Here is a 26,167-nt window from a genome sequence, read left to right as displayed (position 1 = left end):
GCATCCGCCTCACAGCGTGAAGACCTGGTCCTGGCGGGGAACGGCGACATGCCAGCCAAGTTCCCGGCCGATGCGGACGCGCAGGGCTTCGGAGGCATCGGGCTCGCCATGAACGACGAAGGTCTGTTGCGGCGGGCGGCGGAGGGCTGAGAGCCAGCGCATGATTTCATCGCCGTCGGCATGAGCCGACAACATTGGCAATTCTGCAATTTCGGCGCGGACCGGCACCCACTGCCCATGGATCTTCGTTTCGCGGGCACCCTGCAGCATGGCGCGTCCGCGCGTGCCGGCGGCCTGAAAACCGGAAAAGAGGATTGTGTGTTTGCGGTCCGGCGCAAAGGATTTCATGTGATGCAGGACACGGCCGCCGGTCGCCATGCCGCTCGCCGAGATGATAATCTTTGGATGGGCATTGGCGGTGATTTCCTTCGAGTCTTCAACCTCGCGCACATAGGTCGCAATGTCGCAGACCTGTTTGCACAGAGGCGGCGACAGGCGGTGGTCGTCGAGATGGGCGCAAAGGAGTTCGCTCGCATTGATCGCCATCGGGCTGTCGAGATAGACCGGCACATCCCGGATGCGGCCAGCCTGTTTGAGGGCCCAAATGTAATACAGAAGCGACTGGGCCCGGCCGACCGCAAAGGCAGGGATCACCACCGTGCCGCCTCGCGCCACCGTCTTCTCGATCACGGCTCCGAGTTGTTCGACCGGGTCGGCCGTGTCGTGGCTGCGGTTTCCGTAAGTCGATTCAACCACCACATAATCGGCCTTCGAGACAGTTTCGGGGTCGACCATCACCGGATCGCCATAGCGGCCGAGATCGCCCGAAAAAAGGATTTTCTTCCCGCCCCAACCGATTTCTGCCGTAGCGGCACCGAGGATGTGGCCGGCATGGCGGAAGGTCAGCGTGGCGCCGCCGGGAAGCGAAACGGTTTTGTGATACGGAACGGCGGTAAAGGCCTCGACCGCGCGCTCGGCGTCGCGAACGCCGTAAAGAGGCAATGCCGGCTTGTGCTTCGAATAGGACTTCCGGTTGGCGTAATCGGCGTCCTTCTCCTGGATGTAGCCGCTGTCCTTCAGAATGAGCGCTGCCACATTGCACGTTGTGTCCGTTGCGAAGACGCGGCCGCGAAAGCCCTCGCGGACGATCTTCGGCAGATAGCCCGAATGATCGAGATGGGCGTGGGTGAGCACAATCGCATCGATCGAGCGGGGATCGACCGGGAACGGCGCCCAGTTGAGCTCGCGCAGGTTCTTCAACCCCTGGAACAGGCCGCAATCGATGAGGATGCGGTGACCGTCCAGCGTCAGCAGATGTTTGGAGCCCGTAACGGTGCCCGCGCCGCCCAGCGAAGTCAGAGCAAACATGTGACGCCTTCTTTTGTTAGCGGCAGGCTCGCTTGCCGGCCGTGTTTCGACCGGCGTCATCCGCGCCGCCTGTAGAAGCGCAGAAATTGTGCGTTGATGGCGACGATGACGGTGCTCGCCGACATGAAGACGGCGGCAACGGCCGGCGTCATCATGAAACCGGTTCCGAAAGTGATACCGGCCGCCATCGGGATGGCTATGGCGTTGTATCCCGTCGCCCAGATCAGGTTCTGGACCATTTTGCGATAGGTCGCGCGCGACAGGCCGAGGATCGCGGCCACGTCGCGCGGATCGCTCCTGACCAGCACGACGTCGGCCGATTCCACCGCCACGTCCGTGCCGGCTCCGATGGCGATGCCGAGGTCGGCCTGCACCAGCGCTGGGGCATCGTTCACGCCGTCGCCGGCCATGGCGACCTGAAGCCCGCGGTCCTGGAGTTCCCTGATCTTGTCCGACTTCCGGTCGGGCAGCACTTCCGCAAAATACTCGGCGATGCCAAGTTCGTCCGATACCGATTGTGCCACGCCCCTGGCATCCCCGGTCAGCATGACGGACCTGAGGCCGAGACTCGCCAGTTCGGCGATGGCTTCCCTCGACTCCGGCCTGACGATATCGGCCAACGCAATCAGTGCGCGCGGTTGTCCCCCGCGCGTCAGCACCACGACGGTCTTGCCTTGCGCCTCGAGTTGCTTCAGCCGTTCGCCGCCCGCGGCTTTGCCCTGCCGCGCAAGATGCCCGGGGCTGACAATGCGCACATCCTCTCCCTCGACATTTGCCGCGATGCCTTCACCGGTGATATTGCGGACGTCGCTCGCCCGGGGGACAATCAGCTTCCGCCGTTCGGCCTCCGCCGTGATCCCACGGGCTATCGGATGCTCGGACTGGCTTTCGGCGGCTGCCGCGAAGGCTAGCTCCTTCGCTTCGTCGCCATCGTCCAGCATGACGATGTCACTCACGCCGAACCGACCTTCGGTCAGAGTGCCCGTCTTGTCGAAAACCACGACGTTCAGATTGCGCGCGCGCTCAAACGCGGCCCGGTCGCGGATGAGAAGGCCGTTGCTGGCACCGAGTGACGTGCTGACGGCGACCACCAGCGGAACGGCCAGGCCGAGGGCATGCGGGCAAGCGACGACCATCACCGTCACCATGCGCTCGAGAGCAAATTCGGGCGACTGTCCGAGCGCGAGCCAGACAACAAGCGTGCCGAAACCGACAATCAAGGCGATATATGTCAGCCAGGATGCCGCGCGGTTCGCGATATCCTGGGTGTGCGAACGTGTCGCCTGGGCCTTCCTGACAAGATCTATGACCTGGGCGAGGTAGGTTTTATCGCCAGTGGCCGTTACCTCGATCGTGACCGCGTTCGCGCCGTTGATCGCGCCGCCGATCGCACGGTCACCCGTCGATTTGGCGACCGGGCGGGATTCGCCCGTCAGCATCGCTTCATTGAAACCCGAAGATCCCTCAACGATCGCGCCATCCACAGGGACCCTGGCACCCGGCCGAACAAGGACCCTGTCGCCCGGCCGCAGAGCAGAGATCGGCACCTCGCGCATCCCGCCATCGGCGTCGACCTTCGTCGCGCTATCCGGCAACAGCCGCACGAGTTCTTCGAGAGCACGCGACGCGCCCATGACGGAGCGCATTTCGACCCAATGGCCGAGGAGCATGATGGCGACCAGCGTTACCAGCTCCCAATAGAAGGGTTCGCCGGGAAAGCCGAACGTCGTCGCGACGGAGAAGAAGTACGCCGCCGAGATCGCCAACGCGATCAACGTCATCATTCCGGGCTGCCTCTTGCGCAGCTCGGACACGAAACCGATGAGGAAGGGCCAGCCGCCATGGAGATAGACGATAGTGGAAAGCCCGAAGAGCACGAGCCCATCGCCGGGAAACGCGAGCGTTTCGGCAAGGCCGAACCAGCGCTGGATCATCGGCGAGAGCAACAGGACGGGCGGCGTCAGGGTCAACGCAACCCAGAACCGGCGCCGGAAATCCGCGACCATGGCCGTATGATCATGGCCAGCGTGTTCCGCATCAGAAGATCCAGCCGCCGCCACTATCACAACCCCACCTGGAGCGTGACGGTGTCTTCGGGCGCCGGCGGGTTCCCTGTGGTCGTGATCGGGCGGCGCATTGCCATCTTTCGCCATCTTCAGACGGTCCCGGATTTCCCGGCGCGCGCGATGAAGAAATTATGGATCGGCGCGAAGACGACCGCGATGTACCAGCCGAAAACGAAGGACCAGACAAGGCCGATGAAGAAGCTCGGCCATGTGATCCATGTGAAACCGGGCAGCAGGTCGGACAGGAGCCGGTGCATGCCCGCATCCGACACCAGAAGACCGTAAAGCACGCACAGAATGTAGGTAACGACGAGGAATGTGCCGAGGGTCATCCCCAGCGGAACGATTGCAGTACGTCCTGTCCTGTCCATAGCCATTCTCCTTTGTCTCGACACCATCGATATGGCACCGGTTCCGCGTGGGCATCTTTCGATTTTCGAACCTCTCCAACCCCGCCTCACTTGCGCCAGGCGGAGATGGAGAGCTTTGATTCAGATCAAACCGGCCATCTTCATCTTTGCTACCTCTCCCGTCAGTTCACTGCGATCGTTCCCTTCATGCCCACTTCCGAATGGCCGGGTATGTTGCATGAAAACTCGAACGTCCCCGCTTTGGTGAACGTCCAGACGATCTCCTTCGTCTCGCCGATATCGAGCGTGACGGTGTTGCCGGCCGGGGCGTGCATCGCCGCATGCTCCGGCGCGACCGGATCCATTCCCATTTCGGTCATGTGCGTCATCATCCTGCGCGCCGTTTCCTGATAGTCCGCGTCGCCGATGGTGAATTCATGCGGCTGTTCACCATTGTTGACGACCACAAAACGTACCGTTTCGCCAGCCTCGAAGGTCAATCCGGCCGTGTCGAATTTGATGTCGGATGCTTCGATCTCGACGGTCCTTGTGGCTTTCGCCGCGCTGTCCTTGTGACCGAAGGCCGAGGTGTCGGCCATCTGCCGGTCCATCTCGCCCATCATGTCCGTCATGTCGCCCGTCATGCCCGGCATCGATCCGTGGTCGTGACCGGTCCCGGCGGCGATGACCGGGCCCGTCAACAGGCCGAAGGCCGCCGCCATCAACAGTGACTTCCGGATTGCGTGTTTCATTTTTCAAAGCTCCTTGATGTTTGAATGATGCGCCGTCAGAACCAGGCTCTCACGCCGACGCGCAGGGTCGTGTCCTCGACATCCTCGCCGCTTGCGCGCGCGCGCGATGCCGTCTCGCCAAGTTCGCGCTCCCAGACGAGATCGACGTAAGGCGCGAATTTCCGCACCACTTCGTAGCGGAGCTGAAGGCCCGCCTCGATGCTGCTGAAGCCGGCGCCGATCCCCCGCTCGGGGACATCCTGCGCGAAGACATTCAGCTCGACATGCGGTTCGGCGATCAGCTTTTGCGTGATCGGAAGATCGAAACCCTGTTCGAAGCGCGCCGAGAGATCGCCTTCCGTCGAGAGAAAAGCGGTCGCTTCCGTTTCGAAGAAGTAAGGCGCGAGGCCGACGGCGCCGGCGGCGAGATATGTTTCACTGTCCGGCTCGAAATCCTGCCGGATGCCGAGCAGCAGGTCCCAGAAGGGGTGGACATTCCGGCCGTAGAAGATCTGGGCTTCCGCCTTCTCGACATCGCCGTCGGCAATCTCGCCCTCCGACCTTATCCAGAGGCGATCGACATCGCCGCCGACCCAGCCATCGAGGTTCCAGTTCCACAAGCCGTCATGCGCATCGGCATAATCGGCTTCCAGCTTGATCATGTTGAAGAGATCGGGGCCGTGGTCGTCTGGCATGGCTTCCCGCGCGTGCGACGCCGAGGCGGCGCCGACAGCGAGGACGAGAGCGAGCGCAAGAGTGTTTTTCATCACGTGCCTCCATGTCCGGCATGCGCCCCGTGCGCCGGCCCGTCTTTCGTGACGCCAATCGGCACCACCGCGCCATCCGGCGTGATCGCGCTATCGGCCGTCCCGGGCGGTTCGACGATGAAGGTCGTCATCATGCCCGAGACCATGTGGTAGAGCAGATGGCAGTGAAGCGGCCAGCCGCCGACCTCGCGCGCCGCCAGAACGACGGAGACGGACTGCCCCGGCGGCACGATGACGGTATCCTTCAGGGGCCGGCGATCCTTGCTGCCAGTTTCGAGCTCGAAGAACATGCCGTGCAGGTGCATCGGATGCGCCATCATCGTTTCGTTGACGAAGGTGAGACGAACGCGCTCGCCATAGCGCACGCGGACCGGCCAGGCCTCGACGAAGCGCGCATCGTCGAGCGTCCAGACATAACGTTCCATGTTGCCGGTGAGGCGCATTTCGATGGTGCGGGTCGGCTCGCTGTTGTCGGCGTTGGGGCGAAGCGCGCGCAGGTCGCTATAGGCCAGCACTTTCGCGTCCGGCGGAAAGCCCGAAGCCCAGCCGACCGGTCGGGTTTCGGGCGCGTCCGCTTCCGCGGCGTTGCCTGCGGTGGCATGTCCCATGGTGCTGTGATCCATGGTGCTGTGATCCACCGCGCCTGCGTCCGTGGTTCCGGAGTCGGCGGCGCTGGAATCCATCGCTCCCATGTCGTGCCCCTCATGTGCCATACCCATATCGGCCATGCTGAGCAGCGCGCGCGGACGCCGCTCGGGGATCGGCCCCACCTTGCCTTCCGACGTCGCCAGCGTCGCGCGCGCATAGCCCGCGCGGTCGATCGACTCGGCAAAGAGCGTGTAAGGCATGTCTTCCTTCGGCTCGACGATGACGTCGTAGCGCTCGGCGACACCCATCCGGAGTTCGTCGACGGGCACAGGGTTCACATCATTGCCGTCCGCGGCGACGACGGTCATTTTCAAGCCCGGAATCCGCACATCGAAAAGCGTCATCGCCGCGCCGTTGATCAGGCGCAGGCGGATACGCTCGCCTTTGCGAAAGAGAAAAGTCTCGTTCCGTTCGGGCGTCTTGCCGTTGACGAGGAAAGAGTAACCGGTCACATCCGCGAGATCGGTCGGATCCATCCGCATGGCGCCCCAGTCGAGGCGATCCTGGACGGCGGCGCCGACGCCCTCCTCGCCGACATCCGCGAAGAAGTCGAGCAGCGTGCGCTTGTTGTAATTGTAGTAGCCCGGATCGGCCTTGAGATTGCGCAGGACCCGATCGGAATCCTCGGGCGTGGCATCGCCGAGAAGCACGACATAGTCGCGGTCCGCGCTGAAGGGCGACGGCTTTGCCGGTTCGATGACGATCGCGCCGAGCACCGTCTGATCCTGCGTGCCGGAATGGCTGTGATACCAGTAGGTGCCGCTCTGGCGGATCGGGAAGGTGTAGGTATAGGAAGCGCCCGGCGCGATCCCCATGAAGCCGTTGAAACCCGGGGACCCGTCCATGATGCCGGGCAGAAGAATGCCGTGCCAGTGTACCGATGTCGCTTCATCGGTTTTGTTGGCGACCGTGATGGTCGCGTCCTCGCCCTCGCGAAGCCGCAATGTCGGCCCCGGAACGCCGCCATTGATCACCATCTTCTCGACCATCCGGCCGCCGACCTCGAGCTCCGCCGTCTCGACGGTCAGGCGATATTCACCGGCGACAGCCGGCGCGGCGTCGGGCAGCGCCCAGAGCAGCGCGGCGCCGAGGATTGCAATTGTCCGTCCACGCATGAGAGGCGCAGGGCCGGAGAAAATTTTCGGAAACATCGTGAAGCACTCCATTCAATGGCAAAAAGGACGCAAAGGCGTCCCGTTCCAGAGAATAGCGACTCTAGATCAGCAGGCGCCCGGTGCGGGCGAAGGCTTCGGCATAGCTGTGGAGGGAATGCGTTCGTCGGTCCGGCGGCCCGCGCGGGGTGAAGGCGCCCGCCGGCGCGGCGAACGCTGGCGTCGCCGCCGACGTCAATACGACGATCTTCGACAGAGGATCAGGCAGGCTCGTGGGGGCGGGCAGCAGCGCCGGCGACGAGATGGCGATGGCGCAGGCGGTTTCGTCGCCAAGGCATCCTTCGGCGGAGATGCCGTCCGGCTGCCCGTGGCTCCCGTGTGCAACAGCTTCATCGTGCTCGTGAGAGACGGAGGCCGCCGGCGCCGGGGCGGCGTTCGCCGGGGATGCGGGCCAGCAATGGCCGAGCGCGACGAAGATCACGCTCAAGACATACAAAGCCGATACAGGGGCCCGGAACCGTTTCATCTTTTTATAATGCGACCTTCCACCATGGGAAGGTCAAGTAGCAAATCGCACACGGGTAGTTTGCCGCAGCACCACGGACAAGAGACAGGTCATACTAACCAAGATCACGTCTGTCACTGCACACGCTGAACACACGACGCAGTCTAAGTCATTGAGATAAAAAGCCACTCGCTCAAATCGATCATGGGCGCGATAGAGATTTTATTTGTCAGCGTAGTCAATAGTTTACCGGGCTTTGGCGAACCTTCAAGAGGCCTAGTTTACGCTGTTGTACCGCCCGATGCGCTTACTGACACATGAAAAGTTCAATGCGCCGGGCCGAAACCGTCATCCGCGCGACCGACGTCGTCCTGCCGGCAATCGAGATTGTCGACTTCCGCGTCGAGCGCGCGCCCGGTCTTAGCGTCATCGACAACATCGCAGACCTCGCTTTTTGCGGCGCGGTCGTGCTCGGTGCCAACCCGCGCCGTCTCGACCAGATCGACATCCGGCGCGTCAAGGGCGAGATCAGCCGCAACGGTACGAAGGAACTGGAGGACGAGACTTCCGCCGTGCTCGGCAATCCGGTCACCGCGGTCGCCTGGCTTGCGAACAAGCTCGGCGAGTTCGGCACCTCGTTCGAACCGGGCGACACGATCCTCACCGGCTCCTTCGTGCGCGTGCTTCCCATCGAGGCCGACGACGAGTTCGTATGCCGATTCGATCAGGGGCTCGGAGAGGTGTCGACGAGTTTCGTCTGAAGGTTCTCGAAGGCTTTGCGGGCATCATATTCGTTGCGTTGTCTCTATTCGCGCTCATTTGATCGGGTTTTTGTTGCGAGCAACGTCGTGGTCTGCCTTCGCGGTCCTGGCGATGGACATCGGTAACGTCGGCGGGTCGAGACTTGAGTGCGCCGGTTGATCGACCAGAGCTCAATACGGGAGCCGTATCACACTCCGGCGTCCAGAATATCCAACGGAGCATGATCGATGCGTTGCCACGGTTCGCGAGAGAGAGATTCCGGCGGACAGCCATCTTCGTAAGGCAGCTTCCTCGTCGCGACGCTGAACAGAAACGGCGCATGTTCGCCGGTGCGCTTCGACAATGCCGACATAATATGTCTCTTCCGACCCTCAGACGCGGTGACCGTCAGAACGAGGAGATTCGGGATACCCAAATGGGACCGAAGCGCGCCGGTAGCAAGAAGTTCTTCATAGAGTGAAAGCTTGGCGAGATAGGTAGATTGCCCAGCCTTCGCCCGGACAATGGGCATTGTCCCTCGATCGGCTTCGAGAGCGAAAAACCGATAATATTTCGACGCTCCAATGAGATATTCCAACCCGAAAACGGCGTCCGGAACGATATAGCCTCTATACGGAATTCCTTTGTTGTGTTGATCCGGGGATGAACAGGGAATCGGAAAGCGAAGCGGAAAGATCGAGTGTCTCGTCGCTTCCGGCGCCTTGGCGAGAATTTCCGGCCAGGCAACGAAACGCACATCCGGGCGTCCAATCGTTTGCAACTCGATAGAGGCGAGCGTCTCGCAGATCATCAGGGAATGTGAGAATTGCCGGCCCTCCCCGCTTGCTCCATAGGGCATGTGCGGGACGGCCGGTTCCAGCAGACCATCTTCGGCCAGGATATTTCCGGCGAGGTCGGCATTCTCATAGACAACCGGCAGGTAGCGGGAATGCGCTGTCTCCCACTGCCGCTCGGGTCGATTCAGATATCCGCCCTCGTGATAGAGATTGCCGAGCCGTTCCTTGAACCGTGTGACCGATCGTCCACCGACAAAGGCATGGATGAACGTGGAGCGGAGATAGCGATAGCGTTCGAGTAAAATGAAAATATTGAGATCGCGGGGAGTCAAAGCAAGGCGCTTTCCTCTCTTCTGCCGCTTCATGCGAGATCTGCGTTTCGACCGGTCCATGGCCGAAGCGGTAGCACTCTTTGTCTTCTCCGGAAACGTGCACCATGTTCAGGAGCGAACCACTATGTTCGAGAACGTTTCCCGAGGTGAGGGTGAAAATTTTCGGGCTACCGAAAACGCATAGCCGTAAACTGCCTCCCTACCAGTCGCTCGACGGCGCCGTGTCGATCGGAGCGGATCGGATTGCGGGTGTCACCGGTTCGGCATCCTTCTTCGATGTTTCCTTCTCTTCCCTCTCCCGCTCGACCTCCTCCCAGTGAACGGCGTAGCGCGCCCGCATCTCGCCGCGGACGGCTTCGGCCTCTGCCGCAGTCATGCGTGGAAGGGCTTCGAGATGGCCGAAGGGAAAGCCGAGCGAGATCGCGCCCTGGGTCATATTGCGGATCGAGACGGCGAACTGCCCCTTGCCCTGCGCGGTGATGAACTCTGGCGTTGTCCGGAGCATGTGAGCCAAGGCGCGGGCATCCTTCTCCGAAACGCCGCCCGCAAACTTGATGCTGGTATTCGCGGCGAAGCTCTCCTGCAGTTTCGGGGACAACTGACCGATATATTGATGCGCGAGCACCATGCCCACATTGAACTTCCGCGCCTGTTCGAGGATCACCGAGACATTCTGGTCGAGATAGTCGGCGCATTCGTCGACATAGACGAAGGTGGGCAGCCGGTCGCCCCGGGCGAGCGTCGCGCGCTCCTGCGCGGCTTGCGCGATGAGCGCGATGAAAAAGCGGCCGAAGATTTCGGTGCCGTTCTGCTTCAGGAGGTCCTTCGCCGTATTGATCAGGATCACCTTGCCTTCATTCATCTCGCTGAAGAGATCGAGCCTGTTTCTTGGATGCGAGAACATGCGCTCGAAGGTCCGGTTCTCGAGAATGCCCCAGAGGCGGCGCACCACCTGCCGCTTGGTGTCCTCGAACTGCTTGCTGTTGAATTCCGTCTCGAAAAAGGCCCGGGCCGTGCCGTCGAGCTTTTCGATATGGCCCTGATACTTCTCGTAGCCTTTGGGCTCCATCAACTCCCGGAACGTATGAATGGTCGCATCCGGGATATGGAGCATCAGCCGCGTGATATAGCGGAAGATAACACTCTGCTTCTGCGTGAGCTCCGCCGAAAGGAGCGACCCCAGCACGAAATCATAGAGTTCGAGAATCCCGTTCACGAGGCGCTCGCGCTCAAGCGGTGGATAGGAGCCGATCCGCTCCATACCGGCGTCGAAGAGATTGAGCGCGAGCGGATATTCGATATCGGTCGGATCGATCAGGCAGAACTTGCCGGCAAGCGGCTCGCCGGGCGCGAATATCTTCAGACCCGCAATGTTGCGGATGAGGTCGCCTTGGGAATCGATGACGACGACGCTCCCCTCCCCTCGCGCGACCCGGTCGAGGTCATGGGCGATGAGGTATTGGAGCGTCTGGCTCTTGCCATGGCCCGACCCCGCCACGATCCAGTGATGCTCGAACCGGGCGCTGTCCGGGATCTCCAGGGGGATGCCCGCCGAGAAGAGCCCCTCGAAAGGCGTCTCCTTCAAATAGGCATGGACGATCTCGTGAGGGCTGCCTTCATGGTCCGAGGGGTTCACGAGCTTCGGGGAATCGTAGAAGCGGGGCTCATAAGGCAGGCCCGAAGCACCATGCTGGTTCCGCGACAGCCGCTCCCGGAGCCCGGCAAAGAGCCCGGCCTCGATTGCGTCCCGCCGGTAGAACGAGAACGCGAGCGCTTCGACCGCCTCGCCTGTTTTGGGTAGTGCCTCCATCAGCCGGATCGCGAAGGGGCCGGTCATGCGGCCGGCTTCGGCGGCTTCCAGAAGCTCGTCATGGGTCTGGAGCGCGTTCGGTGGCAGGAGCCGACAGAAATCCCAAAGCGCAAGCAGCAGCGTCTCATAGGCCCGCTCGATCACCTCCGGCCGGCCGAACTTCGCGGTCAAATACCCGATCCGGTCGCGGTAACGCGCAAGCTCGATCTCTCCCACCTCCTCAGGCGGCTTCGGAATCTCGCCGGTGAAGCCCTCCGCCCGATACAGCACCTCGATGAGCGTCACCATTTCCGCGGCGATACCAAGCGAGGGATAGCGCTCGTCGAGAAGCTCGTAGAGCCGACCCCAGACCCGCGAGCGGAAGGCTTCCGTCTCCGGGAAACCTTTCGCCTTCTGGAGCGCGAGCGCCGCCTCGTAAAGCCGCTCGGCGTCCGCGCGGCCCCGCGCCATCCGGGCCGCCGGCCGGTTATAGATCGCGGTCACGAGCCAGTAGCCAAGGCCTGCGACCGCAATCAGGATCGCGAAGGGCGCGAGGAAGATCAGCGCGAAAAGCCAGAACGCCGCAACGATGGCGCCGAGAACGACATTCTCCGGCTTCGTGAAATCGAGGCCGCTCACCCCTCAGATCTCGAAGACTTGCGGCTCGGCAAGGCTCGCGCAACTCGCGAGATAGGCTTTGATAGTCTTGAGGCCCTCCACCAGTTGTTCCTGGTAGAGTTTGGCGTCATGCGGGGTGTCGAAGAGATACCGGTCCGGGCCTTGGGTCAGTTGCCCGATCCGCAGATGCTCGTAAGGCGCCTGGGCGCCATACTGATCGCCCTTATGCTTGGCCGCCCGCTGCGCATCCATCTGCCGCTCGACGACGATCACGTCGCCGAGATTCCAGCTGTTGATGATCGCCCGCTCCTCTTCCGAGAACTGGACCACCGCCGTCACCTCGACCTGCGGCACTTTTTTGATGAGACCCGATACCGCTTCCCTATGCTCGATCGCCACGCGCATGGGCGCTCCCCCCCCTGTTTGTCTGAAGAGATCACTCGACGTCGCACTGTCACGGATACGGAAAAGATCGAAGCGGAAGGAAGGCCGCAGAGTCAAGGAGATTGGGTGGCAGGGGTGGGTTATTAGGCAGGATACGGAGTAATAAGTCGGACTGCGGATAAATGACAGCAGCAGGCGCAACGGATTGATTCTGTTTGGATATTTGGAAGAATTCCGTGGGCGGAAGGGCGATACGGTATCGCCCTCTGTATCCCCCAGCCTATCGCCCGGGCAGACGACTGCTGGTGCCCTAAAAAAGATGGGGACCGGGAGCGACCCGGTCCCCAAGGACCCTTCAGAAGGAAGTGTCAGCGGTAGTTTGCGCGTCTCGCAATGCGATCCGCGCGTCCAGCCATGCCTCGACTTCCGACAGCAACCACACAACACGATTCTGGCCGAGTCTGATCCGTTTGGGGAACGCCCCGGCCGCTTCGAGCCGCGCAATATGCTGGCCGGAATACGGGATGCCACAGACAGTCTTCAGCTCCTTTTTGGATACGACCTGCTTTTGGTACTGAGCCATCGAACAACTCCCTTTGGAAAGGGAGCGTCGACGCCCCAGGTTGGCGAAGCCGCACCAGTGGGCGGCTCATGATAAACGAACTCCACCTTCCAGAGCGAGATATCCGAGTACTGACGGTGTTGTCGGCACAGAGCCAACTATGCTTTTTTATGCATTTCTAATGCACTTATTACCAGCGTCCGGAAGGTTGGAGACTCCCTAAGCGCGGAAAGGATTTCCTGCTCCAATTGATCCGTGGTCACATGCTCTCCCTCTTCAATCCTCTCGAGAAACTTGAGCATTCTTCCATTAATTTTGTCGGAAACTAGGGCTTTTTTTGACAACACCTTCGAGAGATGCCCTTGGCTTACACCAAGACGTTTGGCAAGCGAGAGCTGGGAGATACCCAACTCACGCTTGCGTGCCCGCACCGCTTCAATCAAGGATTTCCCGTTGCCTTCTTGCATATAAATGCATATAAATGCATAACATGAAGCATGCCACCATTTTCTACCGCTCCGAATTTGCTCCTGATGATGAGGTTGTCCCGGGTGTTAAATTCGGTCGCCCCGAATGGGTGCCAAGCCCTGCATTTTGGGCTGAACGAGCGCTGCAGGAAGGTCCCTTTGCAGAGAACTACGTCAGCCCGACTGGCACGCCGCTAGTTGAAGATGTTGTTTTCTGCCTACTTGGGGGTTACGGCGTGAAGATGGAAATCAACCGCGCCGCATGGAATCGCCTGAAACGGGCCGATGTACTGGCCCCCCAGAGCTCTCCTTCGGCAGAGGAAATTGAGCTCCTTCTAAGGAAGCCTCTCTCAGTTGCGGGCCGCCAAGTTAGGTACAGATTTCCTCGTCAGCGCGCGGCTAGAGTTGCGGCGGCTATTGCATTTCTGGGCTCGCGGACGTTTTCAACTGAGGCGCCCCTAGAACTACGATCAGAGCTGATGTCACTCCCCGGGGTGGGCCCCAAGACAGCGTCTTGGATTGTTCGCAATTGGACAGGTTCGAACGAGGTGGCAATTTTGGACATACACGTCCTTCGAGCAGGGCAGATCATCGGTCTGTTCCCAACACAAGTGACACTTCCTCGTGATTACCAAAGCCTTGAGATGCGCTTCCTTGAGTTTGCGAGCGCTCTCCAAGTCCCCGCTTCGCTGCTGGATGCGTTGATGTGGCGTGAAATGCGCACACTAACACGGTAACACTCTCTACTGTTCGCAGCCGCAGTTTGTAGCCATAATCAGATCTCCTTTACTTGGGGAGATAGATTCGTTGTCAGGCAAACTTCCACCCGATTCGACACCTCGTCGTCCCCCTCCCGAAGACGTAGACCCGTGCGACATCGAGATCGACATTGATCTTGAGGGGGTGAATGTGGATGTCCTTCGGAACCTTCATATCGGCGATTCCCTCAACGTGACAATCCATCGACGCGGGCAAATACGCTCTGCGGTATGTGTTTCGCGTGACGACGAGATTGTCGGCTCGCTAACCGCGTTCCCAGGCTTAGTCGCACTAATCAATTGCTTGGAACGGGGGGAGTCATACACTGTCGTAGTGACCAGGCTGGGGCCTACCTACTGCCACGTGGCAGGCGGCAGGAATTCTCGATGATAGTGGCGGGGGGCGTATATCGCGAAGAATGCGTTTGGCCGAATTGGTCTCGCATCTTTGGTTCTGGGGGTCGCGCAGCGGCAGCGATATCAAGAATCTCACCCGGCAGCGCCTTATATGCATACGCTTCACGAGAATGGGCCGAAGATGTACGCATCTCAATGACCAACTTCGGAGTAGATCCTCATCTCGTTGAGATCGAGGCAGACATCACCTTCTCCTATTTCCATCCACTCTCGGTACCGGTCCTCACACCGCACCCAATCGCCCACGTAGCAACTCCCCATCGAGTCGAAGGAGCAGCAGTTTTACGCTTCGGTTTTGTTGAGGGTGATGCAATCGTCAAGGCTGATAGAGCTGTCTACGATCCTCAGCACTGGAGTGAGGCGCTCAACTTCAGCAAGAATGGTTCAAAAGCGAACAAGCTTGCCATCGTCCTCAACGAAACTGAATTGGAGTTGAGCACCGGGACTAATGGTGACGCTGCAGCCGAGAAACTCTGTGATATATCTGGCGCAGAAGTCATAGTAGTAAAACGTGGACCACATGGGGCCACCGTTTGGGATGCAGGGACAACAACACCCATTCCCTCCTATCGGTCCAGTGACGTATTCAAAATCGGCTCCGGTGACATCTTCTCTGCGATATTTGCAGCACTCTGGGCCGAACAACGCACCTCTCCGGTTGAGGCAGCCCATCGGGCTTCCTCCGCAGTGTCTCACTATGTGGGCAGCCGTGCCGCCCAAATTTCCCTTGCGGACTGCCAGCCCCAAACCCCTGTATTCGGTGAATATAAGGGACGGCATATTTATGTAGCCGCACCATTTTTCAACCTCGGTCAGCGGTGGGCGGTAGAAGAAATACGCAACGGGCTGCGTTCGGTAGGCGGTCGCGTCTTTTCTCCCCTCCACAATGTTGGTTCGTCAGGAACGTCCAAAGATATCGCCACCCGCGATCTGAAGGGTCTTGAGGAGGCTGGTTCGATTTTAGCAGTCTTGGATGGCGAAGATGCCGGCACACTCTTTGAGATTGGATACGCGCGCCGCTGCAAAATCCCGGTTGTTATCTTATCTGAACTGCCCAGACCGGAGAGCCTCACTATGCTCGAAGGAACAGATTGTCATATTGTCGGCGACATATGCACGGCGGTCTATCACGCCATGTGGGCGGCCATGCGATGAAAGCTTTGTTACTTTCGGGCGGAATCGACTCGTCTGCGCTGGCGCACTGGACGCGCCCAGACATCTGCGTGACCCTGGACTATGGTCAACAAGCGGCACTTGGCGAAGCCGCAGCGTCTCGGGCTATCTGTAGCGAACTTCACCTCGAACATAAACTTATAAGCGTGGATTTATCCTCCTTGGGCTCCGGATCGATGGCAGGACGGGAAACAGCCCTTGGGGGCGCAGCGCCGGAGTTTTGGCCTTATAGGAACCAGATGCTTGTCACACTAGCTGCGATGCTCTTGCAGCCGATAGGCCTCAGAGAACTCATGATAGGGACGGTTGCCACCGATCTCCACGCGGACGGAAGCGTTCGCTTTATTCAAACATTGAATGCCCTAATGCGGCTTCAGGAGGGCTGTGTCACAGTAACCGCTCCGGCCCAGAACCTCACCAGCACCGAGCTTCTCAAGCTATCGAGTTTTCCACGAGAACTAATTGGAGTGACGTTCTCATGTCACTTGCACAGATATGCTTGTGGCCAATGCAGTGGTTGTATCAAGCACAGAGAGGTAGTCGACGAGGCATTCCCGCAAGGCACATCTTAGCTGGTGCGAAGCCAGAACTAGCGCAATATCGGCGGAGGTAACTCATGGGCGGGTACGCTGTTAACAAGGGCAACAGGAACCCCTACCAACCAGAAGATCCCCAAGGAGCGGACGATTGTGACCTCTCTTTCACCGTGGATTTGGTTGGTGTCCAACCCGAGATCACCTCCTCCCTTTCTTTTGGAGACGAGTTGCTAGTCACCCTGAAGACGAATGGCGCGGTGACTAGCGTTGTTTGCGCGGACGAAAGAGGAGAAGTCGCCGGAACACTAGCTGCCTTTCGTGGCTTGGCTCGACTAATAGGCTGCCTTCGTCAAGGGGAATCATACGTCGCGGTCGTACAAGCGGCGTCCCCAACCCGATGCATGGTCTTTGTACGGAGAAGATGACTATGCTGATTGCCGGTGGCATATACGCGGAAAGGTGCCGCTTTCCTCGGTGGAATCAACTTTACGGGTCCGGACTGCGCTCTGCAGTTGCGCTTAGTTCGGTGACAATCAATGTGGAATTGCATGCTTATGCTGCAGAGCCTTGGCACAACGATATTGTCGCAACTTTGGACTCCTTTGGTATCGCGCGACAGTTAACACAAATTGAAAAGGGCGTGACGTTTGACTATCTCCACCCATTCGAGCTTGCAGCCTGCACTGAGCCAACTGAGGCCGCGCAGCGACTCGAAGTTGAAGGACAGTCCGTTCTCAGATTCGGATTAATTGAGGGAGATGCCCGAGTAAGCGGTAATCGCGTGGTCTATGATCCACAGTCACCCAAGCCAGCACCCTTTGCGGCCAACGGGTCAGAGGCAGAGAACCTCGCTCTCATTTTAACAGAGCGGGAGCTATTCTCGCTAGCCGGGCTGCAGTGCGATGAAGATGACCGTTCTAGCTCATTGAGAGAGGCAATCACCGAGTTATTTGACACGAAACCACGAGGTGAATTTCTTCTTCTCCTCAAGGATAGGCTGGGTGGAGCTCGACTTTATACCAGCGACGACAATCCTCTAAGAATACCACCAGTCGCAGCAGAGAGTTATTTCAGGATCGGCTCCGGGGATGTTTTTGCCGCGGCCTTTGCGCATGCATGGGCCGAAGAGAAGAGTTCGCCAATGAACGCGGCAGAATATGCAGCACAGTGCGTAGCGTACTTCGTTGACGGTCCTCGACTTCCCCTACCTCCGAAAGATCGACTTCCGAAGGCAACGCCAGGGATGCCGCAGGCAGGTGTCGTACGTTTGTTGGGGCAGGGCATGCTGGAGTTCGAGACGCTCCTACTGCACACGGCCGACTGGATCGTCGAGCTGGGCGGCAAGGCTACGGTGGACCTATTTGGAGACTTCACCGGAGGAACCGAAGATACAACGTCATTCCTGATTTTGGTCGGCCCTCGCTGGGATCAGGATATGATTGGCAGATATTCCGAGATCACGTCGGGATTACCAACGGTTGTATACTGGCCCGACGCTCCGGGCGGTGTTCAGAACATCCTTCCAAACGCACATATAACTACCGACTACACAACAGCACTTTACCTTACGCTTCGGGGTTTCGACCAATGAAGACGTTGCCCCATTTATCTGCCTCAAGACGACGGCGTGGCGCCGACCGGCGACCACGTCAACACGCCCCCAAATCTACCGCGGAGCTCGCTAGCACCGCCAAGGAAGCTAGGGACGTCTGGATGAACTTCCTGAAATTCATAGATGAACGGAGTCATACGAGGTGGATATTTCGCGGATGTGCCTCGCGGCTGCACAAGTGCATTCCCAGTTTAGGGCGCCTGCCAAATTACGACCTAACAGACGAAATTAGGGTGTTTCGCGCCTTTCAGAAATCTGCAGGATTTTTTCTAACCGTGAGACCTACAGACGACTGGGAATGGCTCGCCTTGGCCCAGCATCATGGTCTCCCTACCCGACTGCTCGACTGGACGACCAATCCTCTAGTTGCCGCATTCTTCGCGGTATCAACTGTCGATGCCAAAAGCGCCAAGGATGGCTCCGTCATCTACGCGCACAGTTTGAGCGACGAAGAGCTTGTCGACACAAAGGTGCAAACGGATCCATTTGATCTGACTAGGTTGCAGTTTCTTCTACCTGCCAAGAGTGTGCCTCGTATCATCAGTCAAAGAGGCCTTTTTTCCGTCCACCCCGAACCGAATGTTCCTTGGGAGCCGGAAGCGTTCGAAAAGAACAGCTTCACCATTCCAGATCATCTACGTGCACGCTTTCGGAGGCGCCTTTTTCGCCTTGGAATCGATGACAGTCACATTTGGGCAGATCTCGACGGTCTCTGTGCAACGCTGAAGTGGCGTTATGAGGCACGGATTGGCATTGGGTCTACAATCATTGGATAGTGGCGATGTCGGAGATTGACGAGGAAAAAGCGCAAGACTTGAAGGAGCGTATCGTCCGTATATTACGCGCGACAGATGTCTCCACCACTGATGCTTGGCAAGACCTATCCGTCTTGTCATTCAATACGGTCGTAGACTCATTGGAGACGTTTGAGGATGAGATATTCGTCACGGACAAACACTTCTTCGGCCCTATCTTGTGGCACGTCACGCTAAATTACGATGACGACGATGGTGGAATTACGATATCAGAGAGTTTCCCAGGAAAATTTGAAGGCGAACTAAGCGACGATGGCGGAACTATCACGGTCTCTCAGGTCACCGCAGATACGTCTTCGTTCTACAAATGAATCCCAACATTCGCTGATGTTCTTCAAATCATACGTTGACGCCAACGCGTTTAGCGTTTGCGTGCTTGATCAAGTATAATTCAATATAGTTTGAACAGAATGAGCAATTCTGTTCACTTAATAGTAATCAGGTCAACCTCTTTCTTCTCTCAGCTTTGAGTGTCGAAAGTCAATTTAGGTTATGATTTATGATCAGAAAGGGCGTCGAAAGTACCTGACGCTTGCCGAGAGAGAGGCGTTTGTGGCCGCAGCTGCTGGGTTGGATCCTAGCGCACGCACTTTCTGCCTAGTTCTGACATACACCGGCGCAAGGATCTCGGAGATTCTGGCCCTCACACCTGAGCGGGTAGATGTCGATGCTGGCGTTGTGATCATCGAAAGTCTCAAGAAGAGGAGGGGCGGCGTGTTCAGATCGATTCCGGTGCCAAGAGCACTTCTGCGGGATTTGAACGAGATCCATGAGCTTTCGCGGGCGCGCCCGCGTACCACTAGAGGCGAAAATCGCGTCTGGCGCATCGGACGAACCACCGCTTGGAGCTGGGTAAAGCAGGCTATGGAAAGCGCCGGCATCGTGGGTAGTCATGCAATGCCAAAAGCGCTGCGCCACGCATTCGGTATCGAAGCAACCCAGCGGAATGTGCCTCTGAGTGTTGTTCAGAAATGGTTGGGGCACTCCCGTCTGTCGACTACTGCTATCTACGTTGACGCTGTTGGCGACGAAGAGAGGGAATTCGCAAGCAGACTGTGGCACAATTTAACCTGACAAAAATGCCTACCGGCGTAGTCGTTCGCTCCCCAGCACGTGTTTCCACGTTGGAGTGACCCAAGGCATTCTCTGCATGATGAGATGAATTGGGATTCGAAGGTCCGTCCCTACTTTTCTCGCAAAATACTTCGGCATAAAGCGAGGTGACGAAGTCGTAAAGAGAGCAGCTGTTCTGACATCGGAGGGACTTTTCTCCGTCGACATTACCTGACGTGCAACCGTATCGAGCGATGTCCCGGAGTCGTTAAAGCATATATAAACTAGCACTTTCTTTCCCGAAAGGGCGTCAGCGTCCAAGGTATAGCCTTGAGCAACAATGGTTTCTCGCGAACCGTCATTCCGCCTACAGCTGATTGTTGCCACACTTATCACTGTTTTAAGACCGAGATTTCCAGCCAATATTCCGCCGGTTATTGTCGAATTTCGGTCAATCGCAACGATGAAGTCGGGAGTGAAGCCGTCATTCTGGAGTTGTTCCGCTAGTTCGAGTACCAAAGCCACGATGCGCCGGAAACTGAAGCGTGCATTGTACTTCGTCGAGATTGCGGTAAAGAGGAGTGCAGCTACAACGCTAGAAGCAATACCCACGAGGAAAGCTGCGGTTTGTGCGATCGCCTCAGGCATAGGTCCCTCCGCACCCTAGTGGATAATTTGGAGGTTTCTTGCCGCCGAAAACGCTTCGGTTGCCGCCTGCCATCCGGCCAGGGTGCGATAGGAGACGCCTATCCTGCAGCTGGTTGGAAATGTCACTAGAGACCAACCATCTTTGATGGACGCGGCTATCGCGGCATTAACCCCGTATTTCTTTTCAATGTCGTGCCAAACTAAAATTCCATCTTGCAAAAGATGAGGCTGCAATCCCGTGTAGTCTAGTACAGGTTGCTCTCCGTAGTGATTGCCATCAATGAACGCAAGGCCCAGTGGCTCTCGAATAACGTGAGAAAGGTCATCGGGGGACTTGCCAGTAAAGAAATGCAGAACCGAATCCAACCCGATGATGTTTGACCATCGTCTGGCGAAATCGAGACCATGTACCCCAAGTCCACCTTCTTGCTGACTGTCAATGCTTCCGACCCATCCCCCTTTGTCGTTCTCGATCACGCCAGCAGCAATCCAGAAGCTGGAATAGCCGAAGCCGGTCCCGATCTCGAAAGCTGTGCGAATGTTCAGCACTCGAACCAGATTGAACAGAAGAAACGCTTCAATGCGCCCAATTGAAACGGGTCGAGTGTATCCCTTAAGCGTAAAGTGTCCGCCATCATTTGGCAGGCACTCAGGATTGCGACCGGTGGGCCAAATCGAATCAAGATCGGCATGCATCGCCGCTATCTTCTCGGGCAGCTCCATGTTGGTATCTCTCCATTAGTTCCGTCCTTGTCGTCATGTAAGGTCGCGAGGCGTCGTAGTGTTTAGAGTCCAGAGTTGTAACCGGGACCGATCTAGACGGATTTCAGAAATGCTACCGACGTCTATCTGCAGCCTACGGAAATGATGCGGCTCTATCCCAAGAACGCACACGCAGAGTAGAATTCTCAGAATCACACCATGCGACACAACAAGGGTCGGGCCCGGAATTTCGATGGTATCCCGAATAAAATCAACGATACGCTCTTTGGCCGTGGAGAAGCTTTCTACTCCTGGGGGAGAGTACGGAACTGTTTCGTCGGTCCAGCGGAAAAATTCGTCTGCAAATGGAGGAGCGGACAGGTCACGACGCGTTTGGCCTTCAAATAGCCCGAAGTTGAGCTCTCGGAGTCGCTCGTCAGTTTCCACCGCCACCCCCAATGTATCGGAAAATATCGCGGCGCTTTCTCGTGTTCTTCGCAACGGTGAGCAGAGAATGTTTTTCACATTGCGGCCTATGACCGTATGGGCAGCCCGCAATATTTCGTCTCTTCCGGCTGGAATAAGAGGTACATCTGTATGCGAATTGTAAAGCCCTTCTTGTGTCCAGTGTGTTGTCCCGTGCCGCGCCAGAAGTATTACTTTTTCATTCAACACGTATAAGTAATCATAACACAGAAGATCCAGATTCAACATCACGGGCGTAGCAGTGGATCGGCTTCTATAGGTCCCGACGGCTGGCTGAACAGAATTGCTCATTCTGTTCAATCGGGGGGTTTCGATGCGTGGATGGGTGGGCACCTGTGAGGATTCCGACACAGTTCGGGCCGGTGGGGCTGAAGGATACCGGACAAGGGGAAGGCCGCTTCCCTCTCTTGTGATCGCGACGGCGGCTTCCCTCCTTCTCAGCGGATGCGCCGCGGCTTTGATCCCGATGACCGTCGGCATGGCTGCCGTTAGCGGCTTCCAGGGATACAAAACCTTCCAGACAACGACCGGTGGCACCGCCGAAGTGGCATTCGAGACGGGCGGCTCCACAACGCCCCTCACGCCGGAGGTTCGTCGGATTGCCGTCTGGCAAAATGGCGTTCGCGAGATACAACTGACCGAACGGCTGCACTCGACGGGCCGCTTCGATGTGTTGTCGCCGAACGCCACCGCCGAGGCGCTCAGCAAGACCGGGAGACAGCCCGTTGGCGGTCTCATGACCGCCCAGGAACAGTCGGCGTTCTACGGCTCGATCTGCAAGGCGACCAAAGCGGATCTCGTCCTCTTTGCCGCCGATCAGGGGATCAACTTCAACAAAAACATGTGGTCGCTCGAGCGCGCCAACAACACGCGGGTGGTCGACCTCTCGGCCTTCTCCTGCAAGACGAACAGCATCACTTGGACGGATCGCATGAACGTCAAGGTAGAGGTCGCCGGCAGCGCGCCGCCCGAAGGCGAGATCGCGCGCATCGCGGGCGATGCCTGGGCGGACCGGCTACTCGGGAGCGTGCCTGCCGCAAGCAAGGCCTGAGGACTGGCAGACCAACGGATCGTCGGCAACAAACGGGTTCCCGCATGAATACGATGCTGAAAGTGGCGCTGCCGCTTCTCCTGGTTTCAGCCGGCTCCGTCGTCTGGGGCGTGCAGTACCGGACGGAACGGCCCATGGCGACGATGAACGCCTTCTTCGGGAAGGTCGACCAGACCTATCTCCTTGCCGGATGGGTCGCCGGTCTCGGGGCACTCGCCTTTCTGGTCGGTATCGCATTTCTGGTCGCGGGTCTGGTTCAGGCTAGCCGCACTTCCCCACCGCCAGGTGACAGCTCTGCCCAATGAGCCGGGACAGATTTACCCCAAACGCCATGGAGTAATAGGAAGCGTCATGCGCGAACACCCACAGGTCGCCAAAGCTCTCAGAATTGTCCTGCTCGTGGCGCTCAGCGGCATCGCGAGCGCTTGCGACAACCCGTCCGCCTCGGCAGCGGAGAACTGCCCGAAGCGCCCATCGGACGAGAATGTCTTACAGGCCCTCAGCGAGGCACGGGCGGCAACAAGCTCCAAGACACCCGCTAAAGTCATCTGGGGCGTGACGAGGGAGACCTGCTCCAAATACATGGTCCTCTATGGCGACGCCAAACACCTGCAGACGCCTGCGCATCTTCTTGCATTCGACGACGGCCGCTGGGGCGTATTCATCACCTATGGCATGGGCGGCTCATCACTCGCCCATGTGGAAACGCAATCGAGCGCCAATCGGCCGCTCCCGACAGCACCCGCAGGCAAGGACACGGTCTATTCGCCGCGCAAAGAGGCCAACTAGCAAAAAACACCCCGCCGGTTGGCGGGGTGTTTGGCTTTGTGCGGAGGATCAATATTCCTCGGCAAGCATGATGGTGAGGACACGGGTCGTGACGTCGGGGTCGCTCGGGTCGGGGGAGCCTGCTTCCATCGTCCGGTCGTAGTAGTCGATCTTCCAGAAGACGAGCGTGCCGTCGACCTTCACCGATCCAAAATCGTGCTCGCCATAGGGGTCGTTGTCCGGCGTGAACGTATCGAACGCCTCGATCGCCGTGAGCACCTTCCGGATAAGGTCCTGGGGCAAGGAGAGGACCCCCTGCGTGATCAGGACCCTGCCGTCCCGGCACTTCTGTCTCAACTCGTCATTCAGCCGGCGAATGACCAGCACATCTTCCCGTGAAGTCATGGGATGTTCCTTCTCTGTCGGCTGGGTCCCAGGATTGAGGCCCAGCCGCCAAAGGCGGACCGCCTGTTGGCCGGATCGCTCATGGTGGCTCCTCCGCACCGGCGAGCGTGTAATAGGTGATCGCGAGCGCCGCCGCCTGGAAGAGCCCCATGCGGGGATGCTCGGGGTCCCAGAGCCTCCGCCGTGCCGGCAGCATGTGCCGGAGCGCGTCGACATGGAGCGCGACCGCCTGAGCGATCTCATGGCGCGTCTTTGCGCCGACGGACCGGAAACAGGCGTTGACGGCCGCGCGCGGGTAGACGCGAACCTCTATCCCGCGATGCGCGGCGAGACGGAGCATGGCGCGGCAGAGCCGCTTTATCCGGGCGCCGCGCCGCGCGGGCTTGTGCTCGAAGTCTTCGAGGATGAGGACGGAGGGGCTGTAGCGTTCGAGAAGCTTTCCGATGCGGGCGAGCGCACGCCGGTTCTTGTCTTCCTTGTAGTTCGAGACGTCGACGACGCCCCAGGTGGCGATAGCGCCGGGCGCTTCGAAGAGCACCCAGCCGAACCCTCGTGAGGTAGGATGAATAGCGATGACGAGCCCGCGGCGCGGGCTGATGGTGGTTCTCATACATAATCGGTGTCGCCCTTCGCCCGCTCGATGATGAGCGAGAGCAGGACGAGTTTTTCTCGTGACTTGGCGTCGGTCTTTCCCTCAAGCGTCTCGTAGAGCGCTTTCGCCTGCCGCATGACAACATCCTCGGCTTCCCGGTAGAGGGCCGGGAAAAGGTCTTGCGGCGTCACGCCGAAGATCAGCTCGAGCTGAAGCGCGGTCGAAAGGTTCGGAGCACGTTGCAGCGCCTCCCAGCGTGAGACCGCGCTTGGCGAAGCCTGGTCGAGCAGCGAGGCAAGCTCCGGCTGGGACAGTCCCCAGCGCCGGCGATGCGTTGCGAGATAGCAATGAAGAAAAGGCGACATGGATAAAGATGCATCTCAGCGGCCAGGACAGTCGCTTTGCATCTTCACCCGGAGGGTCGGTCGTCAGTAGACGTGAAAATTTGTCATTCGGTCACAACTTGCAGCGCCGATGCCCCCGCATTGTAACGGAAACATGAAGAAAACCGCTGTGTATTACGATGTTGTCCCCAGTCTATCCACACCGAAGCGTTTCGCGAGCACATCGATCTTCGGTAGCTCCGATACCGGGATGACATAGACGCCCCGGCTCTTCTGTGTCTGGAGCCGCAGCCGCTTCCTGAGTACCGTGCCGATCGCCTTGTTCGAGAGGAAACGGTTGTAGTCGCTCGCATGACGCGCATTGAAGCCATCCGCGATCTCGCGCAGCGGGATCGATGCGCCATCGCTCTTCTCAAAGGCCTCGATCGTCACTTGCAGCACCTGGGCGGCGATGGTCTGACTCCGTTCATTGATGAGGTCTGCTTGCTGCCGGATAAGGGCATCGGTCATTTCCGCCCGGAGGGCAGGGCTGTCGACCAGGCTGAGGAGCGAGAGTGCCATCTGGTTGAGGCGCGGTTCGATTTCGGGTGTGACGACGCTCGGGTCGGTCGCGACCGAAAACCGGTTCACCAGCCGGAAATGCAGCAGCTTATTGCGGAGCTCCAGCGCTTCCCTCTTCAGACTGTCCGGAAGATGGATCGGAATGCCGGCGCGGAGAGGTCGCTGCCCCGTCTCCTCGGTCAGGAACCGGCTCTCAAGCGCCCGGTCCTCGAAAGATTCGCGCATGCCGATGATCTTCGGCCCGTAGACATGGAAGGCATGCGGGTTGAACTCCTTGGCACGGGTCACGACCGTGCGCAAGACGGGCAGGCCCCGGACATTGCCGTTATTGAGGATCTTCACGATATCGGCCTTCGCGTCCGAGAACCGCAAATCCGCCTCGTCGAAGACGAGCGTGCCGCCGAAGGTATCGAGGGTATGGAATATCGGCGAGACCGTGGAGGCGCCGCTCGCGAAGAAGGGCTTGTAGCAGATCGAGCCGATGGTCATGAGACCCCGGGTCTTGCCGGTCCCGTAATCGCCACGGAATCTGAGGTAGGGCAGTTCGTTGAAAGCATCATGGACCCAGGTCAGGAGCACGTAATAGGTCGCGAATTTCTCGAACTGCGGAGAGAGGTCGGTATAGCGGTGGATGAAGGCGGCGATCTCCTCCAGCAGCCGTTCCTTGCTCCCATAGTCGGTTACGGTCGAGGGCAGTAGGACGCATTCGTTCGCGATCAGGTTGTTCAACGGCGAATACGGCACTAGCCGCTCGCCGGTCTCGATACGAACTTCCTGCTCGATGTTCCAGAGACCGTTATGGCGCGAGACGACGAGGGCTGTCTTGCGCTCGCCGGCGTCATAGACAAGTTCGACGATTGTCCCGTCCTTGCAGGCACGGGAAATCGTCGGGACGCCACTTTTTGATCGTTCCTTAGACTTGGTAGCCGATGTTCGATGCTCGTTCATCGGACGATTGTAAGCGTCGATGAGCGGTTTGAAACGGCGTGAGTTCGTGCTTTCCCGGCAA

Annotated in this window: 30 protein-coding genes; 11 read left to right on the top strand and 19 right to left on the bottom strand. The window is 58.8% G+C overall.

Annotation, left to right across the window (positions count from 1 at the left end):
* Positions 1-9: 9 nt before the first annotated feature.
* The 7 genes from PLAV_RS01790 to PLAV_RS01760 all read right to left on the bottom strand — a co-directional run bounded on the left by PLAV_RS01790 (position 10) and on the right by PLAV_RS01760 (position 7,568).
* On the bottom strand, positions 10-1,368 hold the full coding sequence (locus tag PLAV_RS01790; RefSeq protein WP_041535801.1) for an MBL fold metallo-hydrolase RNA specificity domain-containing protein: 1,359 nt from the start codon (positions 1,366-1,368) through the stop codon (positions 10-12).
* A gap of 56 nt (positions 1,369-1,424) precedes the next feature.
* Complete coding sequence (locus PLAV_RS01785) at positions 1,425-3,374, bottom strand: copper-translocating P-type ATPase (protein ID WP_143710148.1); 1,950 nt, start codon at positions 3,372-3,374, stop codon at positions 1,425-1,427.
* Positions 3,375-3,523: 149 nt separating this feature from the next.
* On the bottom strand, positions 3,524-3,805 hold the full coding sequence (locus PLAV_RS01780; protein ID WP_011995263.1) for a DUF5676 family membrane protein: 282 nt from the start codon (positions 3,803-3,805) through the stop codon (positions 3,524-3,526).
* 161 nt (positions 3,806-3,966) lie between these two features.
* Positions 3,967-4,536, bottom strand: coding sequence for a cupredoxin family protein (locus PLAV_RS01775; RefSeq protein ID WP_011995262.1), 570 nt, complete (start codon positions 4,534-4,536; stop codon positions 3,967-3,969).
* 35 nt (positions 4,537-4,571) lie between these two features.
* Positions 4,572-5,282, bottom strand: a complete 711-nt coding sequence (locus PLAV_RS01770; RefSeq protein WP_011995261.1) for a copper resistance protein B — start codon at positions 5,280-5,282, stop codon at positions 4,572-4,574.
* The gene (locus PLAV_RS01765) at positions 5,282-7,081 is read right to left on the bottom strand and encodes a copper resistance system multicopper oxidase (protein ID WP_011995260.1); all 1,800 of its coding nucleotides are present in this window, start codon (positions 7,079-7,081) and stop codon (positions 5,282-5,284) included. Before PLAV_RS01765 ends, PLAV_RS01770 begins: the two co-directional genes overlap by 1 nt.
* 64 nt (positions 7,082-7,145) lie before the next feature.
* Complete coding sequence (locus tag PLAV_RS01760; protein ID WP_011995259.1) at positions 7,146-7,568, bottom strand: hypothetical protein; 423 nt, start codon at positions 7,566-7,568, stop codon at positions 7,146-7,148.
* 308 nt (positions 7,569-7,876) lie between these two features.
* Between PLAV_RS01760 and PLAV_RS01755 the strand changes: the two genes are divergently transcribed.
* Positions 7,877-8,308 carry a 2-keto-4-pentenoate hydratase gene (locus tag PLAV_RS01755; RefSeq protein WP_049767675.1) on the top strand — a complete coding sequence of 144 codons (432 nt, stop codon included), beginning with the start codon at positions 7,877-7,879 and terminating at the stop codon, positions 8,306-8,308.
* Between the two features lie 188 nt (positions 8,309-8,496).
* Here PLAV_RS01755 and PLAV_RS01750 read toward each other — a convergent pair whose 3' ends face one another.
* The 5 genes from PLAV_RS01750 to PLAV_RS19225 all read right to left on the bottom strand — a co-directional run bounded on the left by PLAV_RS01750 (position 8,497) and on the right by PLAV_RS19225 (position 13,213).
* On the bottom strand, positions 8,497-9,450 hold the full coding sequence (locus tag PLAV_RS01750) for a replication-relaxation family protein (RefSeq protein WP_041535798.1): 954 nt from the start codon (positions 9,448-9,450) through the stop codon (positions 8,497-8,499).
* A 166-nt stretch (positions 9,451-9,616) separates the two neighbouring features.
* Positions 9,617-11,845: a type IV secretory system conjugative DNA transfer family protein gene (locus PLAV_RS01745; protein WP_011995256.1), complete on the bottom strand. Its 2,229-nt coding sequence runs from the start codon at positions 11,843-11,845 to the stop codon at positions 9,617-9,619.
* Between the two features lie 3 nt (positions 11,846-11,848).
* On the bottom strand, positions 11,849-12,229 hold the full coding sequence (locus PLAV_RS01740; RefSeq protein ID WP_011995255.1) for a hypothetical protein: 381 nt from the start codon (positions 12,227-12,229) through the stop codon (positions 11,849-11,851).
* Between the two features lie 334 nt (positions 12,230-12,563).
* Entirely contained in the window at positions 12,564-12,791 is a 228-nt protein-coding gene (locus PLAV_RS01735) for a helix-turn-helix transcriptional regulator (protein WP_011995254.1), read from the bottom strand.
* Between the two features lie 137 nt (positions 12,792-12,928).
* Positions 12,929-13,213 (bottom strand): helix-turn-helix domain-containing protein, encoded by a 285-nt coding sequence (locus tag PLAV_RS19225; protein WP_168713167.1) that lies wholly within the window; start codon positions 13,211-13,213, stop codon positions 12,929-12,931.
* A 47-nt stretch (positions 13,214-13,260) separates the two neighbouring features.
* On the opposite strand from PLAV_RS19225, the gene PLAV_RS01730 reads away from it, so the two are divergent.
* The 7 genes from PLAV_RS01730 (at position 13,261) to PLAV_RS01700 (ending at position 19,622) form a co-directional block, all read left to right on the top strand.
* A complete protein-coding gene (locus PLAV_RS01730) occupies positions 13,261-13,974 on the top strand; it encodes an 8-oxoguanine DNA glycosylase (RefSeq protein WP_143710147.1) in 714 nt (237 codons plus the stop codon).
* Between the two features lie 573 nt (positions 13,975-14,547).
* The gene (locus tag PLAV_RS01725; protein WP_245545199.1) at positions 14,548-15,567 is read left to right on the top strand and encodes a PfkB family carbohydrate kinase; all 1,020 of its coding nucleotides are present in this window, start codon (positions 14,548-14,550) and stop codon (positions 15,565-15,567) included.
* Positions 15,525-16,157, top strand: coding sequence for a 7-cyano-7-deazaguanine synthase (locus PLAV_RS20000; protein WP_342612915.1), 633 nt, complete (start codon positions 15,525-15,527; stop codon positions 16,155-16,157). The genes PLAV_RS01725 and PLAV_RS20000 overlap by 43 nt, the downstream gene beginning before the upstream one ends.
* A gap of 391 nt (positions 16,158-16,548) precedes the next feature.
* Positions 16,549-17,712, top strand: a complete 1,164-nt coding sequence (locus tag PLAV_RS01715) for a hypothetical protein (protein WP_011995247.1) — start codon at positions 16,549-16,551, stop codon at positions 17,710-17,712.
* A 122-nt stretch (positions 17,713-17,834) separates the two neighbouring features.
* Positions 17,835-18,509: an FRG domain-containing protein gene (locus PLAV_RS01710; RefSeq protein ID WP_011995246.1), complete on the top strand. Its 675-nt coding sequence runs from the start codon at positions 17,835-17,837 to the stop codon at positions 18,507-18,509.
* 5 nt (positions 18,510-18,514) lie between these two features.
* Positions 18,515-18,859 carry a pPIWI-associating nuclease domain-containing protein gene (locus PLAV_RS01705; RefSeq protein ID WP_011995245.1) on the top strand — a complete coding sequence of 115 codons (345 nt, stop codon included), beginning with the start codon at positions 18,515-18,517 and terminating at the stop codon, positions 18,857-18,859.
* A 181-nt stretch (positions 18,860-19,040) separates the two neighbouring features.
* A complete protein-coding gene (locus PLAV_RS01700; RefSeq protein ID WP_011995244.1) occupies positions 19,041-19,622 on the top strand; it encodes a tyrosine-type recombinase/integrase in 582 nt (193 codons plus the stop codon).
* Between the two features lie 9 nt (positions 19,623-19,631).
* On the opposite strand, the gene PLAV_RS01695 is transcribed toward PLAV_RS01700, so the two are convergent.
* The 3 genes from PLAV_RS01695 to PLAV_RS20045 are packed head-to-tail and all read right to left on the bottom strand — an operon-like array spanning position 19,632 to position 21,665.
* Positions 19,632-20,249, bottom strand: a complete 618-nt coding sequence (locus tag PLAV_RS01695) for a phosphoribosyltransferase (protein WP_011995243.1) — start codon at positions 20,247-20,249, stop codon at positions 19,632-19,634.
* A 15-nt stretch (positions 20,250-20,264) separates the two neighbouring features.
* Positions 20,265-20,972 (bottom strand): class I SAM-dependent methyltransferase, encoded by a 708-nt coding sequence (locus tag PLAV_RS18630; protein ID WP_011995242.1) that lies wholly within the window; start codon positions 20,970-20,972, stop codon positions 20,265-20,267.
* A gap of 33 nt (positions 20,973-21,005) precedes the next feature.
* The gene (locus PLAV_RS20045) at positions 21,006-21,665 is read right to left on the bottom strand and encodes a histidine phosphatase family protein (protein WP_425357298.1); all 660 of its coding nucleotides are present in this window, start codon (positions 21,663-21,665) and stop codon (positions 21,006-21,008) included.
* A 229-nt stretch (positions 21,666-21,894) separates the two neighbouring features.
* Between PLAV_RS20045 and PLAV_RS19580 the strand changes: the two genes are divergently transcribed.
* From PLAV_RS19580 to PLAV_RS19470, 3 genes are read left to right on the top strand one after another with little or no spacing between them, the layout of a single operon-like run.
* The gene (locus PLAV_RS19580; protein WP_168713165.1) at positions 21,895-22,488 is read left to right on the top strand and encodes a hypothetical protein; all 594 of its coding nucleotides are present in this window, start codon (positions 21,895-21,897) and stop codon (positions 22,486-22,488) included.
* A gap of 44 nt (positions 22,489-22,532) precedes the next feature.
* Positions 22,533-22,793 carry a hypothetical protein gene (locus PLAV_RS01680; RefSeq protein WP_011995240.1) on the top strand — a complete coding sequence of 87 codons (261 nt, stop codon included), beginning with the start codon at positions 22,533-22,535 and terminating at the stop codon, positions 22,791-22,793.
* A 46-nt stretch (positions 22,794-22,839) separates the two neighbouring features.
* On the top strand, positions 22,840-23,277 hold the full coding sequence (locus PLAV_RS19470; RefSeq protein WP_011995239.1) for a hypothetical protein: 438 nt from the start codon (positions 22,840-22,842) through the stop codon (positions 23,275-23,277).
* A 48-nt stretch (positions 23,278-23,325) separates the two neighbouring features.
* Here the strand turns inward: PLAV_RS19470 and PLAV_RS01665 are convergent, their stop codons facing one another.
* The 4 genes from PLAV_RS01665 to PLAV_RS18625 all read right to left on the bottom strand — a co-directional run bounded on the left by PLAV_RS01665 (position 23,326) and on the right by PLAV_RS18625 (position 26,106).
* Positions 23,326-23,661, bottom strand: a complete 336-nt coding sequence (locus tag PLAV_RS01665) for a DUF3768 domain-containing protein (RefSeq protein ID WP_011995238.1) — start codon at positions 23,659-23,661, stop codon at positions 23,326-23,328.
* Positions 23,662-23,740: 79 nt separating this feature from the next.
* Positions 23,741-24,271, bottom strand: a complete 531-nt coding sequence (locus tag PLAV_RS01660; RefSeq protein ID WP_011995237.1) for an SGNH/GDSL hydrolase family protein — start codon at positions 24,269-24,271, stop codon at positions 23,741-23,743.
* On the bottom strand, positions 24,268-24,618 hold the full coding sequence (locus PLAV_RS01655) for a helix-turn-helix transcriptional regulator (protein ID WP_011995236.1): 351 nt from the start codon (positions 24,616-24,618) through the stop codon (positions 24,268-24,270). Before PLAV_RS01655 ends, PLAV_RS01660 begins: the two co-directional genes overlap by 4 nt.
* A gap of 153 nt (positions 24,619-24,771) precedes the next feature.
* On the bottom strand, positions 24,772-26,106 hold the full coding sequence (locus PLAV_RS18625) for a hypothetical protein (protein WP_011995235.1): 1,335 nt from the start codon (positions 26,104-26,106) through the stop codon (positions 24,772-24,774).
* Between the last annotated feature and the right edge of the window lie 61 nt (positions 26,107-26,167).

The organism is Parvibaculum lavamentivorans DS-1, from assembly GCF_000017565.1.
In the GTDB taxonomy this organism is placed as follows: Bacteria; Pseudomonadota; Alphaproteobacteria; order Parvibaculales; family Parvibaculaceae; genus Parvibaculum; species Parvibaculum lavamentivorans.
Note: the sequence above shows the minus strand (reverse complement) of the source record. Positions and strands in the feature narration are given on the sequence as shown.